Source organism: Burkholderia sp. JP2-270 (assembly GCF_003233675.1).
GTDB classification, from domain to species: Bacteria; Pseudomonadota; Gammaproteobacteria; order Burkholderiales; family Burkholderiaceae; genus Burkholderia; species Burkholderia pyrrocinia_C.
The window spans coordinates 993,225-1,008,917 of the sequence record NZ_CP029826.1 but is presented as its reverse complement, the minus strand read 5'-3'; the positions used below and the strand labels follow the sequence as shown (position 1 = coordinate 1,008,917).

The window sequence follows — 15,693 nt, the reverse complement described above, 5'->3', positions numbered from 1 at the left end:
GGCCGGTGCCACCGCGGGCGACCGTCCACCAACTTCGAGCTTCCGGATTCGGCCACAATCCGTCATCGGTAGATTGCTTCTCACAGTCCGGTTGTCCAGCAGAAACGGACCATGGCGGCATCGAAACCATCAGGTAGTGAGATTACTAGCTGAATGGCTAAACCGGCGCGCTATTCAACCCTACCAAGATCAGCAAAGTTGATTGTTCTGGCACCGCAGCCTTCTGCAAGCTTGAGATCGTGGCTCGAAAAGAACACCACCCGATCTTTTGCCAGCGTGCGGAACAAGTCCATGAGGACGCCGCGTGCAGCGGCGTCTAGCCCGTCGCCAGGTTCGTCCGCAACCACGACTGAGGATTCCCCGAGTGTGATGGCGCTCAAGAAAATCTTTTTGCGAGTGCCAAGTGACATCTGCTCAAAACGCTTTTCCAGGTGCGGCGCCAACCCGAAGCGATGCGCCAGATCGAGAGTGTCGCGACCGACTACCGTCTTTTTGGTCGAGGCGACGAGTTCGAGGAACTCGCGTCCGGTCTGGAACGGATACGCCATGCAGTCGTCGGGCACGTATGCTAGTAAGGACTTTGCCTTGAGCGGCGCTTCACATAGCGAATAACCATTGATCCAGACATCACCTTCGTCGGCATCGATGGTCCCGGCGAGGATGCCAAGCAAGGTCGACTTGCCGCTGCCGTTCTCATCACAAAGCGCCACGCACCCCGCCCCGAACACGTGATGCAGCCCGTGGAATATGACGCGCTCGCCGTAACGTTTGCCGATGTTTTCGATTCGAAGCATTGTGAAGTCCATCAGACGAAAATCTGCCATGCGATGACAATCCAGGTCACGGCGAGGATTGCGCCGAGCAATACGGATTCTCTCGGAGCATAGCGTTGTGGCAAGCGCAGCAGCGCAAGCAGCGGCGCGCCCGCCAATACGATGGCAACAGCGACGTGGACCGACAGGACTCCGTGCACGACCAGAAGCAATGGCGCGGCGGCGGCAAATGGCAGTGCGAGCGTGGCGACCGTCAGTACATCCGCACGAACCTGCACAACCGAGCCCAGTGGGAGCGATCGCACAAAATGGGCCGCCCGAACATGGCTCGCTTGCAAATCGCGGTAGATCGTCGCCGCGATCAGCGCGATCGCGGCCTGTGCGACCAGGGTCAAGGGCACGACACGTGCGTCGAAACTCCACAGGTCAACCACGTAACAAGTGGAAACAGCGACCGCACCCATGACTACGCAGCGGCTTACGGTCCCCGCGAAGTGAAACCCTAGAATACCGAGCTGAAGCTTTACGAAAGCCGGAAGCCGGGGTGCCGCATTGACGGACACGTGACCGGCCAGTCGACGCCACATTGTGCCGAACCGCCTCGCATGCGAAGAGGATGCCGCAGGCGTCTTGACCAACGCGAACGCGGCAATGATCAGCGATGCCACTAGCAGCGTCGTTCGCACGGCGTTACCTGTCTGCAGCGCACCGATCAGAATGAAATTGGCAACCACCAATGGCGTTCCGTGACCGATATTGCGCGACAATGCGGCCAATTGCCATCCAAGCGTAATCGTCATCAACCCGATAACGTACAGATAGTTCGAAACCTTGTCCGGTAAGTAGGCGAACGCGATCGCGGCAGAAATGACGGGTAACAGCAGCGGCGTACTAGCGATCAGCACGACGATGGCATCCAGGGTACGGTGATGGCGATCCGAAACAGGCAACGATTTGGCGAAGACGGCGAACGGGCCGCCGCTAATGGCCGTACGTTGGATCAGCACCCAAAGCATGCCGATGGCTTCGAGCATATGCACCCAGACGAACCGCCATTCAAAGCCATGCGCTGGAGCCAAAGGGGCTAGTATGAGCGCGCCCAAGAGACGAGACTGTGCAAACACGGGCATTGTGGGCAGCAACAGCAGGACAGCAAGGGATAGACCCTGCCAGTGCCTATGCAGCACCCGGGCTGTCGCCAGTACGTACCAACGCAATCGCCACGAAAGCATCATCCTTTATCTCCAATGCGCCACGCGGCCCCGCATGATCGAAGCGGTATCCTGCCATGTCGGCCGGCATGGCACAACTCGTACGCCATTTGCCGCGTAGGTTGGATGACCGTCGGGAACCGCCTCGGAGGAGACATATAGGGCGTTTGTCCGAATGGCGCATACGGGTCGATCTGCGCCGGTCGCACATAACAGGGCGTCGGTCAGCCACGTTCTGCCATGAGCGGTCTTTCGCGTTTCGCTCCAGCGTCCGCATGTCTATTCCGAATCAGCCATTCGGAGCACAATTACGAATGCATGGAGCAAGGTCGTTGTCACGAAAGGCTCTGTCGATGGACGAATTTTTGTCAGGCCTAGAATCGTTCTGATCTGAATACGGGAAGGTCAAAACCAACGGAGAGCCGAGTGACAGTCATCGCACAACTTTCGGATATTCATGTTCGACCTCACGACGTTCTTTATCAAGATGTTGTGGATTCAAATGCAATGTTTGCGGCAGCCGTAGATTCGCTGAACCGCGTGCGGCCAGAGCCGGACCTGGTCGTCATCACCGGCGACCTCACCGACGAGGGTACCGGAGACGAATATCAAAAGCTTCACGAATTGCTTGTTGGGCTGAGGCGACCGTACGTGGTCCTGCCGGGCAATCACGACGATCGTGGCAATCTACGGGCCGCGTTCCCGGATCACACGTGGCTTCCGAACGAAGGGGCGCTTTCATTCGCGCTGGATGTGGGTGAACTACGCCTCGTGGCGTTGGACACCTCCGTTCCCGGACTACATCACGGCGAACTGGACGCAGAGTCCCTGACTTGGCTTGACGCCGAGCTTGCCGAGCATCGTGGTCAAACGGTGGTCATCGTCATGCACCACCCACCGTTCATGACGGGCATTCCTTATCTGGACATCTATGGGTTGCGAAATGCGCAGGCATTTGCATCCGTTCTTGCGCGCCATAACAACGTAGATCGGATTCTCGCAGGACACGTCCATCGATCAATGCAGACGCGCCTCGGGAGCGTTCCTGTACTTACTTGCCCCAGCACGACCACACAGATCGCGCTGCGAGTTGAAGCGGACGCACAGCCCGCTTCTTTTCTCGAACCACCTGCCTACATGCTGCATCGCTGGACAGATCGAGGTCAGCCTGCGGTCTCCCACTTGTGTTACGTGGGGCGTTTCGAAGGCCCGCTCCCCTTCGCGTGAGTGTCCCAACTACACAGTGGTCGATGGCGCACGAGGCATCCGCATTCTATAGAGCAAGCAATGACTGTTCGGTGGCTGAGAACAGACATCTCAACTTTTGATGTCTAGTTCCGCAATGGGTCGGCAGCGGAACTTCGGTGGCCGGTGCCAGCGCGGGCGACCATCCACCAACTTCGAGCTTCCCGGTCGGGCCAAGAACGGAACTTCGACACGGAGGCTCAGATCGTCGACAATCGACGGATAATGATCGCACGGCTGCTACCAGGCAGTTCGTCCTTCGCAACGAAGTCGACTTAAACATCACAAGAATCCTGAAAGCGCCATATGGCAATCAAGTTGTCATTTGAAGTCCTGGAAGTATTGGATGCCATCGAGCGGACCGGCACATTCGCCGAGGCGGCCGAACTGTTGCATAAAGTTCCGTCGTCGATCACTTACCTCATCCAGAAAGTTGAAAGCGACATAGATGTTGAACTGTTCGACCGGAGCGGCAGACGGGCGACGCTCACGCAAGCCGGCCGTGCCGTTGTCGATGAAGGCCGTCGACTTCTGAGAGCGGCTCGGCGCCTCGAGGTTACAGCGAAGGGTATTAGCGACGGCTGGGAGTCCGAGCTGCGATTGTGCGTGGACGAAATCCTGCCTGCCAGATGCTTGTGGTCATATGTGGACAGATTTTATGAGCTGAAGATACCCACTCAACTGCGTCTGTCTACTGAAGTGCTTGGAGGCGTATGGGACGCTCTAATTTCGAGGCGTGTCGATTTGGCGGTCGGAACCGTCGGGGAGCCGCCGCTCGATCCGAACATCATCGCGCGCCCGATTGGAACGCTCAATCATGTATTCGTCATGGCGCCGCATCATCCACTCGCGGGCATCCCGGAGCCATTGGAGAGCGAGACGATCGCGCGATATCGAGGCGTTGTCATGAGCGACACGTCCCGTGAGCTGGATCCCCAAGCCGTAGCTATCCACGAGGGACAGCCGCTCATCTTCGTGTCGACTCGCGAAGCGAAACTCGAAGCGCTCTGTCAAGGTATTGCGGTCGGCATGCTCCCCGAGCCGTTGGCCGAAGGACTGGTACGTAAAGGGAAGCTGGTTGTGCGCCGCATTGTGGGTGTACGCGAATACTCGAATTGCTATCTGGCTTGGCGTAGAGACAAGACCGGGAACGCATTGAACTGGTGGATCGATCAGCTTGACCGCGCCGATCTGATTGACCGGTTAGCATAGTGATATCGAACGGTTTCGACTTTCACCGCATGAGCGTCCGCTTCGGAGCAGCGTGAAGATCCCCTCGAGAGAGGCAAGCGATGACCCAACCGATCGAAAAACGACAGCATCTGCCATTCGCATGAGGACTTCTATATGATTCGTATAGCCAACGCCAGCGACTCAGGTTCATTGGCAACACTCAAACGTGCCACATTCCGCGAAACCTTCGTCGATGGTTTCGGTATTCATTACCGGGAAGAAGATCTCGCGGCGTATGAAGCCGCAAACTACTCCGAAGAAATAGTTCGTGGGCAGCTCTGCGATCCAGAGCGAAGAACTTGGGTTGTCGAGGCGACTGACTGCTCGTTGCTTGGCTATGTGCATGTCGGTCCATGCAAACTGCCACATCCCGATGTCAAGCACGAAGATGGAGAGATTTGCCAGCTTTACCTGCGTCGTGATGCACAGGGTACTGGAGCCGGACGGCGCCTTCTTGACCACGCAATTACCTTTCTCAGTGAGGCACGACCGGGCGCAGTCTGGCTCGGCGTCTGGTCTGGCAACGAACGGGCCATTGCATTCTATGAGGGCGCGGGCTTCAGGCGAGTTGGCGGTTACGATTTTAAGGTCGGAGCTTCAACGGATCATGAGTTCATCTACTGTCGTTGACCCGCTTGATCGATTATTTTAGCCTCGGAGAATCTACGCTTGCCTGCTCCATCGAAACTGCTTTTCCTGCCGGGTGCGTGCTGAAACACTGCGTTCTGGCAGCCTCTCGCGAATCAGCTAACGAACCCCGCCAGGAAAGTCATCCTTGCGTATCCAGGGTTCGGTCAAGAGCCCGCCGCGCCCGATGTCAACGACATCGACGACCTTGTTCGAATGGTCGTATCTCACATCGACCGGCCCACGGCCGTGATAGCCCAATCCATGGGGGGGGTGATAGCGATTCGCGCAGCGCTAGAAAAGCCTGACCTGATAACCCATCTGGTTTTGACGGTGACCTCTGGCGGAATCGACACACGAGCACTGGGTGCGACAGATTGGCAAAGCGGATTTATCAATGCAAATCCGTCTTTCCCAAATTGGTTCACGTCGTTCAACGTGGACCTGACGGACGAGCTAAGCCGAATTGCTCAGCCTGTACTTTTGCTTTGGGGAGATGCCGACCCAATCAGTCCGGTCGCGGTTGGCCAACGGTTCAACGAACGTCCACGCAAGACACTAAACTTCGATACACCGGCTGAACGATTCCATCAAGCTGTTGCATCGACCGGTTGAATCCGCCGTCGGCAAGCGACATCCACGGGAATCCACGAAGACCCAAGAAAAAGCCGGCACCAGGCCGGCTTCGTCGTTGAAGCGCAAGACACCACACACGCCCCTTCACCGCATGCACGCCGCAGCCAGCTTCCCGACCGCGATCACCGCCTGCTCGATCTCCGGCGACCACGGGCTGCTGTAGTTCAGCCGGATGAAGTTCCGGTAGCTGTCCGTGATCGAGAACATGTAGCCGGGCCCGATCGTGATCCCCTGCTCCAGCGCAAGCTGGTACAGCCGCATCGCATCGATCTGCGCCGGCAGTTCGACCCACAGCACGTACCCGCCGGCCGGGCTCGAGATGCGCGTGCCCTCCGGAAAGAACCGCGACACCATCGCGCGCATCAGGTTCGCCTGCTGTGCATACGCCTTGCGCAAGCGCCTCAGGTGATGCTCATAGCCGTCGCGTTCGAGAAACTCCGCGATCGCGAGTTGCGGCAACGACGGCGTCGCGAGCGTGTTCAGGAATTTCAGCTTCTCGACCTGATCGCGATAACGTCCCGGCAACGCCCAGCCGATCCGGTACGCAGCCGTCAGGCTCTTCGAGAACGACGAGCAATGCAGCACGATCCCGCTGCGGTCGTACGACTTCAGCGAACTCGGATGCGTATCGCCGAAATACAGTTCGTTATACACACCGTTCTCGATGATCGGCATGCCGGATTTAGTTGCAAACTCAACCAGTTCCCGCTTGCGCTCGTCGGGCATCTGAAAGCCGAGCGGATTCTGAAAGTTCGGCATCACCATGCATGCCGCGATCGGCTGCGACTTCGCGATCGCGGCCAGCGCGGCGATGTCGATCCCGTACTCCGGATGCGTCGCGACCTCGATCGCCTTCATCCCCATTCGCTCGATCGCGTGCAGCATCGCGTAGAACGTCGGCGACTCCACCGCGATCGTGTCGCCCGGCTTCGCGACCGCCTGCAGGCACAGATTGATCGCCTCCGTCGCGCCGACCGTCACGATGATCTCGTTCGGGTCCACCGACATCCCGTTTTCCAGGTAGCGGCGCGCAATCTGCCGGATCAGCCGCGGATGGCCGGGCGGCAGCCCGTCCGTCACGCCCCACAGCGACTTGTCGCGTCCGGCTGCGTACGCGTAGCGGTTCAGCTTCTCGAACGGGAACAGGCTCGGGTCCGGATACGGCGAGCCGAGCGGCACGGCGTCGTCGGTGCCGATCGAGCGCAGCGTCGACAGCACGAGCCGGCTCACGTCGACCGACGACGAGATCGCGATCGGCTTCGACGGCCGCAGCTCGCGCACCGGCGCGTGACTGTCGTCGCGGCGCAGGTTCACGAAATAGCCCGACTGCGGGCGGCTTTCCAGCAGCCCGCGGCTTTCGAGCAGCAGGTATGCATGCAGCACGGTCGTAATGCTGATCCGGTGCTGCTGGCTCGCCTGCCGCACCGACGGAATCCGGTCGCCGTGCCGGTACACGCCCTGGCGGATCAGGCGCTCGATATCGTCCGCCAGTTTTTCATAGAGTTTCATCGCGCGCCTCCCGCCGGCATGCGCCACCGCGCCGCCATGCCCTGCGCGTCCGACACGCGCGTGTTCCGCCCGCCGACCGGGCCGCCGTGATTCCTGATCTTTCCCTCCGGTTTTGCCTTTTCCATCGCACTGGCTCTCTCTTGAAGATGCGCCGGCAGAGGCCCGTTACGACTGGATCTGCGGCACTGTGCACTTGATGATGGAATCTTAAAAGCAGAACAGTCGGCGACGAGTACACACATCGATCGCGCGAACAAGAGTACAGTTCGGCGCGAATCGCGCATGGCGAGAGAACTGTACGTCTTATGAAATGCCTGGGCAGTCGGAAGCCATGTGCGGCGTCGCCGAACCAGCCCGGACTGCCCGCCGCATGGCCTTTTGCCCGACTGCCGCAATCGGGGTGCGATACTGTGCGATCGCACGGTTTTCATCGGCGGAGTCAGACCATGCAGCACACGATCGAACAGGCATCCGACCTCGGCGGCGTGATCCGCGCCGCCCGGAAAGTACAGAAATGGCGCCAGAACGACGCAGCCGACCGCCTCGGCGTCAGCGAGTCGTTCATGGTCAAGGCCGAACGCGGCGCGGACACCGTCCAGTGGGGCAAGGTGTTCCAGGTCCTGCAGGGGCTCGGCGTACGGATCCTCGTCGATCTCCCCGATGCGAGCGATGAACTGCTCGAACGCGAATCGGCGCGCGCGAGCCGACGCGCCGACATCCGCGCATCGCGCGCCGCCGGCAAGGAGGCCGCGGATGACTGACCGCGCACTCATCGCCCTGCTCGTCGCGCGGCTGACCGGCACCGCCGACCATCCGCGCTTCACCGGCACGCCGATCGACCTGTCGTCACTCGACGCGCACGCGCTCGGCGCGGTCTGGCCGGCGCTGCGCCGCACCGAGCACGAGATCATGCCGCCTGATTACGCCTACGACGATCCACGCGCCGAATTCGCGCGCTGGCTGCGCGGGCAGATCGATGCGCTCGGTCTCGTGCCGCTCGTCAGCGCCGATGCAGCGCTCGAACTGTTCCGCGACATCCCGCCCGGCGCATGGAAGCGTGCGCTGGAGGAACTGCCCTGCCTCGACGCGCTGCCGTCGCCCGCGCTGCAGGCCGAACTTGCGCGCATCGCGGGCGAGCCGGAGGAAGGCACCCTGCGCGCGGCATCCGCGTATGGCGCCTATGCGCTCGACTGGTTCGCCGGCCGCCGCGACTTCTCGGCGCGGCGTGACGCGTATGCGCAAGCGCTGGCCGATTCGCCGTTTCGCGTACGCGAACTCGACGTGCTGCCCGAACTCGGGCCGGCCGCGCTGCTCGCGCTGGCCGCGACGAACAACGGCTATTTCGCGCCGAGGCGGCTGTGGATCGACTTCAGCGATCCGGCCGTCACGCTCGCGGAAGACGCCGCGTACGTCGAATTCGCGCGCGACGCGCTGACCGAGGCCACACGGCAAGTCGCGGCGCTTCACGCCGGCACCGTTCCGTACGCGGCCGATCGCGCGTTCACGACCGACGACGCCCAGGTCGTCGCCCGCGCGGCGCGCGTGGCCGCGTATCGCGACGAAGCGTGGCTGCGCCCGCTGATCGGGCCGCTGCTGACGGGCGTGTGCGTCGCGCCGACAGCCGCGAAGACGGCGCCGTCGCAGTCGCTCGCGATCGCGCTCGGCCACGCGGTCGAGACGATCCCGACCCCCGAGAGCGTGCGTGCGCTGCGCGACGCACTGGCCGCCGTGCGCCACGCCGGCGTGCAGAAGAAGCTTGCGCGCAACCTGAAGCCGGCCGAACGCGCGCTCGGCGAGCGGCCGCATACCGCGCTACGCATGACGCTCGACGCGAAGCCCGACAAGAAGCAGCTCGCGATGCTCGCCGCGTGCATGGAGGCTGGCTTCTGGCAGCCGATGACGCTCGGCCGCGCCGAATGGCGCGAGCGGCTCGTCGATGCGCCGGCCGGTGCCGCGTTCTCGGCGCGCATGATCTGGCAAGCGCGCGGCGGAGATGGATCGACGCAGTCGTTCATGCCTGAAATCACGAAGGGCAAGGTCGTGCTGCGCGACGCGGCCGGACGCGCGTGCGACATCGCCGACGACAGCGACATCCGCCTATGGCACCCGCTGCTGGCCGATGCGGACGAGCGGCTCGCATGGCAGCGCGCGATTGTCGGCCGTGCGCTGCGGCAGCCGGTCAGGCAGGCATTCCGCGAGTACTACGCGCCGGCGGAAGGCAACGCCGCCGCCAGCGATTCCGCAATGTTCGAAGGTCACGTGTTGTCGAGCCGGCCGCTGCTCGGCGTCGCGCGCCGCGAGGGGTGGTCGATCCGCGCGTACGACGACGGGCTCGTCCGCGAATTCGGCGACGTGCGTGCGACCTTTCTCGTCGATGCGCGGCTCTATCCCGGCGCGGAAACTCACGGCACGTCGCGCCGGCTGCACTTCGAACGCCGCCACGAACGGCGCTGGGCGCCGCTGCCGATCGGCGAGATCGATCGCGTCGTGTTCTCGGAAGTGGCGCGTGCGGCCGACCTGCTCGTCAGCGTGTCCGCGTTCGCACTCGACGACGACGCGACGCGTGCAGCCGCCGCCGTGCTCTCCGTCGACCCGATCCGCCAGCGCGAAATCGAAGCGGAACGCTGGCAGCGCCTGAACCGGTTGTCGGATCTGCCGCTGGGCGTGATGGCGCGACATCGCAAGCACGTGCTGTCGCTCGTATTCGCCGACGCGATTGCGCAACGAAGGATGACGATCGACGAACGTCATGTGCGCGTCGGCGCGTGGTCGGTGCATTGCGCGACCGGCCGCGTGATGCGCGACGGCGAACCCGTCGATCCCGCGACCGAGCCGCCGCCGTCGCCGCTGCGCGCGGTGCCGTGGCTGCCTTACGACGAAGCGCTGCTGCAGCGGATCGTCGACGTCGTCGCGGGCCTGCTCGACTGAGCGCCCGCCGTCAGATCGAGCCGAACAGCGCGCGCGGCCGGTCCTTCAGCGTGCCGGACAGAATCCGCAGCCCGGTGACGAGCTCGTCGCGCGTGGCCGGGCACGCGAGGTTGATGCGCACGCCGTGCTCGATTTCCGCGCGGTCGACCGCGAACGTCGACGACGGCATCACGATCACGCCGCGCGCCTTCGCGTTCGCGGCGAAGTCGTCGGCGCGCCACGGCGGCGGCAGCCGCAGCCACACGAACATGCAAGCAGGGTCGGACTTCAACTGCCCGGCCGGCAGCAGTTCCCGGGCGAGATCGACGCGTGCGCGGATCTCCGCGAGTTGCGAGGCCATGATCCGCTCGGCGGTGCCGTCCTCGATCCATACCGTCGCGACCAGCATCGACGTGGGCGCCGGCATCCATGCGGTCGTGCGCACCGCTTCCGCGCACAGCGCGACGCTGTCGCGCGGGCAGCTCAGGTAGCCGAGGCGCAGCCCCGGCGCGAGGACCTTCGACGTCGCGCCGACATGGAACGTCAGCTCGGGGCACAGCCCCGCGATCGCCGGCAGCCGGTCGCGCACGAGCGGGCCGTACACATCGTCCTCGATGATCGTCACGTGATGGCGCCGCGCGATGTCGACGAGCGCCATCCGGCGCGCGAGGCTCATCGTCGTCACGGTCGGGTTCTGCAGGTTCGGCACGACGAAGATCGCCTTGACGGGCATGCGCTGGCAGATCCGTTCGATCTCGTCGGGCAGCAGGCCGTCGTCGTCGGCCGGCGCGCTGACGATCTCGAACTGGAACACCGGCGCGAGCGCCTTGAGCCCGTAATACGTGAGGCGATCGGCAACGATCACGCCGTCGGTGCCGATCAGGCTGTTCAGCACCGCGTACAGCCCGTGCTGCGCGCCGCTCGTGACGACCACCTGGTCGCGCGACGGCGCGAAGCCGGGCGCGGCAAGCCACTGCGCGCCGGCCGCGCGCGCCCAGTCGGGCCCCTGCGGCGGCTGGTATTCCTGCAGCGCGGCGAAACGCGGGTCGTTCGGCAGCGTGGCGAACGTCTGCGCGAGGCTCGCGAGAAACTCGCCGGTCGCCGGGCGGTTCACGGTCAGGTCGATCACGCCGTTGCCCGCCGCGAGCGCCGCACGGGCCGGCGCGATGCTCGGCATCGCGCCGCCGGTGACGAGCGAACCGCGGCGCTTGCTGCCGATCACGAGGCCGCGCAGCTGCAGTTCCTTGTACGCGCGGGACACGGTCGACACGTTGATGCCGAGCTCGGTCGCGAGCTGGCGCTGCGGCGGCAGGCGGCTGCCCGGCGGATACGTGCCGTTGCGGATTTCCTCCTCGATCGAGCTCGATACCTCGACATAGGTCGGCCGCTTCGCCTGCACCGGCGCACCGCCGTCGCGCTCGCCGGAAAGTTTGTCTGATGCCATTTATCGCCCGTGACCACACAAAAAGCGTTTGTCTGCCATTCTGGCCTGCCCAGCGATTGTATATGACATCCCCTCCCCGTCAAACGTCAGCGGAAAAGTCTGTTGAATCAGCCAGTTGAAATCGGGTAAACACTAGCGCCACACAATCTCATTTTGATTGCACACAAAAAATTACTGTGTGATTCTTTATCTCAACTTTGTGTGAACCGTGTGTACCGGAGGGAATGCGTCATGGCGAATATCGCCATCGTGGGTGCAGGCTTCATCGGGCTCGGCGCGGCGGCATGGCTGCAGCGCGACGGGCATCGCGTGACGCTGTTCGATCCGGCCGGCGTCGGCCACGGCGCGTCGTTCGGCAACGCCGCGACGTTCGCGCCGTACGGCTGCGTGCCGGTGAACGGCCCGTCCGTGTTCCGCGACATCCCGCACTTCCTGTTCGCCGCCGACAGCCCGCTGCGCATCCGCTGGCCGTATCTGCTGCGCGGCGCGCCGTGGCTCGCGCGGTTCCTGCTCGCATCGACGCCCGCGCGCCACGCACGCAGCGCGAGCGCGCTGGCCGCGCTGCTGTCGCGCGCCGCCGACGGCTATGCGCCGCTGCTCTCCCCGCCGCGGCTCGCGGCGTTCGTGCGGCCGCGCGAGTGCCTGTACCTGTATGCGCGGCAGGCGTCGTTCGATGCGGCGCAGCCGTCGCTCGCGCTGCGGCGCCGGCTCGGCGTGCCGTTCGAGCTGCTCGATGCGAACGCGATCCGCCGGCTCGAACCCGCGCTCGCGCCGATCTTCGCGCGCGGCGTGCTGTTCGTCGAAAGCTGGTTTTTCTCCGATCCGCACGGGTTTCTCGGCGAGCTGTTCGCGCATCTCGCAACCGGCGGCGCGACGCTCGAACACGAGCGCGTCGAGCGGATCGAGCCAGTCGGGGACGGCGTGAACGTGCACGCGGGCGGCTCGGTGCGCGCCTTCGATCACGTCGTCATTGCCGCGGGCGCCCGCTCGCGTGAATTCGCGGCTATGTGTGGCGACGCGGTGCCGCTCGATACCGAGCGCGGTTATCACGTGCAGTTCGCCGCGCATGAGCAGATCGTCACGCGGCCGGTCGGCTGGGCCGAGCGCGGTTTCTACATGACGCCGCTCGACGAAGGGCTGCGCGCGGCCGGCACCGTCGAGCTCGGCGGCTTCGACGCTCCGATGAACCGCTCGCTCGTCGCGCTGCTCACGCGCTCGGCACGCGAGGCGCTGCCGTCGCTCGGCGCACCGACGCGCAGCTGGCTCGGCTTCCGGCCGACGCTGCCGGACGGCGTGCCCGTGATCGGCTGCGCACGGCGCAGCGCGCGCGTGATCCACGCGTTCGGCCATCAGCATCTCGGCGTGACGCTCGCCGGCATCACCGGGCGGATCGTCGCCGACCTCGTCGCGCAGCGCGCGCCGCCGCTGGACCTCACGCCATACCGGGCCGCGCGATTCTGACGCGCGCCGCGATTTCAACCACTGCAAGGAGGCATCCATCATGAATCGTCGTAACTGGCTGGTTTGGCTGGCCGTCTGCTCGATCGGCGCGGTCACGGTGTCCGCGCAGGCCGCGGACCCGGAAACCATCAAGATCGGCTTCGCCGGCCCGCTGACGGGGCCCGTCGCACGCGTCGGCAAGGATCTGCAATACGGTGCGCAGCTCGCGCTCGACGAGGAGAACGCGAAGCATCCGACCGTCGGCGGCAAGCCGGTGCGCTTCGTGCTCGACGTGCAGGACGACCAGGCCGATCCGCGCATCGCGATCCAGGTCGCGCAGAAGCTCGTCGACGACGGCGTGGCCGGCGTGATCGGCCACTACAACTCGGGCTGCAGCATTCCCGCATCGGCCGTCTACCGGCAGGCGAACGTCGCGATGATCACGCCCGGCTCGACCAATCCGCAACTGACGATGCAGGGTTTCAAGAACGTGTTCCGCACGATGGGGCACGACGGTATCGGCGGCGTGGTGGCCGGCCGCTTCGCGGTCGAGCAGCTGAAGGCGAAGCGGATCGGCATCATCGACGATCGCACCGCGTTCGGCCAGGGCCTCGCCGACGCGTTCGAGAAAGGCGTGAAGGACGCGCACGGCAGCGTCGTCGACCGCGAATACACGAACGACAAGGCGGTCGATTTCCGCGGCATCCTGACGACGATGAAGAGCAACAACGCCGACCTGCTGTTCTTCGGCGGGCTCGACGAACAGGGCGCGATGCTCGTCAAGCAGATGCGCTCGCTCGGCATCCGCGCGCAACTATTCGGCGCCGGCGCGCTGAAAAGCAACGCATTCCTGAAGATCGCCGGCAATTCGGGCGAAGGCACGCAGGATCTCGAACCGGGCCCCGCGCTCGACAAGCTGCCGTCCGCCGTCGCGTTCGCGCAGCGCTACAAGGCGCGCTTCAACCAGGATGTCGAGCTGTATGCGCCGTTCGCGTACGACGCGGCGCTCGCGATGATCGCGGCGATCCGCAAGGCCGATTCGGTCGATCGCGCCAGGATCGTCGCGAGTCTGCCGGGCGTGTCGGTCACCGGTGTGACCGGGAAGATCTCGTTCGACGAGCGCGGCGACCTGATCAAGCCGCCCTACACGCTGTTCCGCGTCGAGCAGGGGCAGTGGCGCAGCATCCGCACGGTCGGCGGCGCGTCGAACTGAGCGGCAGGACAGCGGGCGGCGCCGCCTACCGCGCCGCCTGCTGCCGCTGCACCTCCTGCGCTTTCATCTGCAGATACGCGCTCTTTTCCACTTCGTGCAGTTGCTGCGGATACTGCTCGGTCGCATCGAACCAGCGCGCGAGGCGCTGGTCGAGCGGCTTGTCGAGCGTCGCGAGATACGTGTCGATCGCGAGGTAGTAGCGCATCGTGTTGCGCTCCAGCAGCCCGCGCACGCCGCCGATGTACTGCGGCTGCGCTGCCGATGCGCCGCTGGCGGTCGTAAACCCGACCTTGTCGCTGCCGACTGTCGCGAGGTAGGTTTTCATTGCCATTCGGCCGACGGCGCCGAAGCCGTACGAATACGTGAGGTGCAGGAACGTGCGCGACGCGCCGACCGGCACGGCCTCCAGTGCGATCCGGTAATCCTTCGTGCCCATCGGGCCGCTGTCGGCCGTGAGGTCGACCTGGAAGTAGTCGGGCGTCGCGGCCGCCACGCGATAGCGGAACTGCAGGCGATAGGTATCCGGCAGCTTCTGCTGGATCTTGCGGCCGACGTTCACGTCGAGCACCGGGCCGTTGCTGCCGCTCGATGCATGGCAATACTTCGTGTTCAGGTGCAGGATCAGCACCGCGCACCAGTTCGCGGGGCCCTGCGCGGGATCGTTGAGCTGGCCGTTGACGACCGCGAACGGATAGTCGACCACCGCGTAAATGTCGCCCTTCAGCGACGACGACGCCTCCGACGATTCGAGGTACAGCGGCCGGTGAAACACGTTGTCCTTCAGTTGCGCGCCGAGGCTGTGGTAACGGTCGAGCAGCGCCGCAGCGCCGCCTACGCCGTCCGCGCCGAACGCCAGCGCACTCCAGCCGACACACAGGGCCGCGACGAGCGCGTGCCAGGCGCGACGCGCAAGCCGCGTGCCGCGCGGATGTCCGGATGTCTCCATTCTTGTGCTCCCTCCGGGCGCGCGGTGGTCGCGCGCATGTGTCACAGAATACGCCTGCGCGACGTGGCGCTTCGCGCATGGCCGCTATCGGCTTCGCTTCACCGGCACCGGCAACTGCGCGGCGGTGATCCAGATCAGCGCCGACAGCCATTCGCGGTCGTCCCAGCGATCGCCGGCGATGACGAGGTGCGGCTTCGCCGCAGGATACGGCGAGCCTTCGTCGCAGGTGCCCAGAAACGCGCGGCCTGCGGGCGTCGGCTTGACGAACAGACGGTCGTCGCAGACGAGCGCGACCATCTTGCCGTCGCAGTAGATGCCGTATTCGCCGAACATCTTGCGGGCCGATACCGTGCCGGCCGCCGCCATCTGCTCGACGATGAAATCGACCGTACCCTGGCTCGATGCCATCCGCTGCTCCCGGTGAAAATGTGTATGACCGCAGTGTGAGCCGGACCGTTCCGTCTTGTCGGCAGATCCGCTGCGGCGCGTCATCCGGCCGTCGGCTGAAA

The 15,693-nt window shown here is 64.3% G+C and carries 13 protein-coding genes and 1 pseudogene; 8 read left to right on the top strand and 6 right to left on the bottom strand.

Annotation, left to right across the window (positions count from 1 at the left end):
- Positions 1-170 precede the first annotated feature (170 nt).
- Both DM992_RS37335 and DM992_RS37330 read right to left on the bottom strand, forming a co-directional pair.
- Positions 171-794 (bottom strand): ABC transporter ATP-binding protein, encoded by a 624-nt coding sequence (locus tag DM992_RS37335; protein ID WP_111021639.1) that lies wholly within the window; start codon positions 792-794, stop codon positions 171-173.
- Between the two features lie 11 nt (positions 795-805).
- A complete protein-coding gene (locus DM992_RS37330; protein WP_111021270.1) occupies positions 806-2,008 on the bottom strand; it encodes a hypothetical protein in 1,203 nt (400 codons plus the stop codon).
- Positions 2,009-2,410: 402 nt separating this feature from the next.
- Between DM992_RS37330 and DM992_RS37325 the strand changes: the two genes are divergently transcribed.
- From DM992_RS37325 to DM992_RS37310, 4 genes and pseudogenes are all read left to right on the top strand, one after another.
- Entirely contained in the window at positions 2,411-3,211 is an 801-nt protein-coding gene (locus DM992_RS37325) for a phosphodiesterase (RefSeq protein WP_111021268.1), read from the top strand.
- Positions 3,212-3,535: 324 nt separating this feature from the next.
- Positions 3,536-4,441 carry a LysR family transcriptional regulator gene (locus DM992_RS37320; protein ID WP_111021267.1) on the top strand — a complete coding sequence of 302 codons (906 nt, stop codon included), beginning with the start codon at positions 3,536-3,538 and terminating at the stop codon, positions 4,439-4,441.
- Between the two features lie 135 nt (positions 4,442-4,576).
- Positions 4,577-5,092 carry an N-acetyltransferase gene (locus DM992_RS37315; protein WP_111021265.1) on the top strand — a complete coding sequence of 172 codons (516 nt, stop codon included), beginning with the start codon at positions 4,577-4,579 and terminating at the stop codon, positions 5,090-5,092.
- A gap of 105 nt (positions 5,093-5,197) precedes the next feature.
- Positions 5,198-5,704: pseudogene (locus DM992_RS37310) on the top strand (alpha/beta fold hydrolase); the annotation flags it as partial.
- 105 nt (positions 5,705-5,809) lie between these two features.
- Here DM992_RS37310 and DM992_RS37305 read toward each other — a convergent pair.
- Entirely contained in the window at positions 5,810-7,234 is a 1,425-nt protein-coding gene (locus DM992_RS37305) for a PLP-dependent aminotransferase family protein (protein WP_111021263.1), read from the bottom strand.
- A 446-nt stretch (positions 7,235-7,680) separates the two neighbouring features.
- Here DM992_RS37305 and DM992_RS37300 point away from each other — a divergent pair, with 446 nt between their 5' ends.
- A complete protein-coding gene (locus DM992_RS37300; protein ID WP_111021261.1) occupies positions 7,681-7,995 on the top strand; it encodes a helix-turn-helix domain-containing protein in 315 nt (104 codons plus the stop codon).
- On the top strand, positions 7,988-10,162 hold the full coding sequence (locus tag DM992_RS37295) for a DUF4132 domain-containing protein (protein ID WP_111021259.1): 2,175 nt from the start codon (positions 7,988-7,990) through the stop codon (positions 10,160-10,162). Before DM992_RS37300 ends, DM992_RS37295 begins: the two co-directional genes overlap by 8 nt.
- A gap of 10 nt (positions 10,163-10,172) precedes the next feature.
- Here DM992_RS37295 and DM992_RS37290 read toward each other — a convergent pair whose 3' ends face one another.
- Positions 10,173-11,585: a PLP-dependent aminotransferase family protein gene (locus DM992_RS37290; RefSeq protein ID WP_111021257.1), complete on the bottom strand. Its 1,413-nt coding sequence runs from the start codon at positions 11,583-11,585 to the stop codon at positions 10,173-10,175.
- A gap of 231 nt (positions 11,586-11,816) precedes the next feature.
- Between DM992_RS37290 and DM992_RS37285 the strand changes: the two genes are divergently transcribed.
- Together DM992_RS37285 and DM992_RS37280 are read left to right on the top strand one after the other, a co-directional pair.
- Entirely contained in the window at positions 11,817-13,046 is a 1,230-nt protein-coding gene (locus DM992_RS37285; protein WP_111021255.1) for an FAD-dependent oxidoreductase, read from the top strand.
- Between the two features lie 40 nt (positions 13,047-13,086).
- Complete coding sequence (locus DM992_RS37280) at positions 13,087-14,238, top strand: branched-chain amino acid ABC transporter substrate-binding protein (RefSeq protein ID WP_111021253.1); 1,152 nt, start codon at positions 13,087-13,089, stop codon at positions 14,236-14,238.
- Positions 14,239-14,263: 25 nt separating this feature from the next.
- Here the strand turns inward: DM992_RS37280 and DM992_RS37275 are convergent, their stop codons facing one another.
- Together DM992_RS37275 and DM992_RS37270 are read right to left on the bottom strand one after the other, a co-directional pair.
- On the bottom strand, positions 14,264-15,184 hold the full coding sequence (locus DM992_RS37275) for a hypothetical protein (RefSeq protein ID WP_111021251.1): 921 nt from the start codon (positions 15,182-15,184) through the stop codon (positions 14,264-14,266).
- A gap of 84 nt (positions 15,185-15,268) precedes the next feature.
- Positions 15,269-15,592 (bottom strand): TfoX/Sxy family protein, encoded by a 324-nt coding sequence (locus tag DM992_RS37270; RefSeq protein ID WP_111021250.1) that lies wholly within the window; start codon positions 15,590-15,592, stop codon positions 15,269-15,271.
- Between the last annotated feature and the right edge of the window lie 101 nt (positions 15,593-15,693).

Excerpts from the sequence above, each read along its gene's own strand:
- DM992_RS37330 (WP_111021270.1), bottom strand. The coding sequence starts at position 2,008 with ATGATGCTTTCGTGGCGATTGCGTTGGTACGTACTGGCGACAGCCCGG.
- DM992_RS37280 (WP_111021253.1), top strand. The coding sequence starts at position 13,087 with ATGAATCGTCGTAACTGGCTGGTTTGGCTGGCCGTCTGCTCGATCGGC.
- DM992_RS37335 (WP_111021639.1), bottom strand. The coding sequence starts at position 794 with ATGCTTCGAATCGAAAACATCGGCAAACGTTACGGCGAGCGCGTCATA.
- DM992_RS37275 (WP_111021251.1), bottom strand. The coding sequence starts at position 15,184 with ATGGAGACATCCGGACATCCGCGCGGCACGCGGCTTGCGCGTCGCGCC.
- DM992_RS37300 (WP_111021261.1), top strand. The coding sequence starts at position 7,681 with ATGCAGCACACGATCGAACAGGCATCCGACCTCGGCGGCGTGATCCGC.
- DM992_RS37270 (WP_111021250.1), bottom strand. The coding sequence starts at position 15,592 with ATGGCATCGAGCCAGGGTACGGTCGATTTCATCGTCGAGCAGATGGCG.
- DM992_RS37295 (WP_111021259.1), top strand. The coding sequence starts at position 7,988 with ATGACTGACCGCGCACTCATCGCCCTGCTCGTCGCGCGGCTGACCGGC.
- DM992_RS37320 (WP_111021267.1), top strand. The coding sequence starts at position 3,536 with ATGGCAATCAAGTTGTCATTTGAAGTCCTGGAAGTATTGGATGCCATC.
- DM992_RS37305 (WP_111021263.1), bottom strand. The coding sequence starts at position 7,234 with ATGAAACTCTATGAAAAACTGGCGGACGATATCGAGCGCCTGATCCGC.
- DM992_RS37315 (WP_111021265.1), top strand. The coding sequence starts at position 4,577 with ATGATTCGTATAGCCAACGCCAGCGACTCAGGTTCATTGGCAACACTC.
- DM992_RS37290 (WP_111021257.1), bottom strand. The coding sequence starts at position 11,585 with ATGGCATCAGACAAACTTTCCGGCGAGCGCGACGGCGGTGCGCCGGTG.
- DM992_RS37285 (WP_111021255.1), top strand. The coding sequence starts at position 11,817 with ATGGCGAATATCGCCATCGTGGGTGCAGGCTTCATCGGGCTCGGCGCG.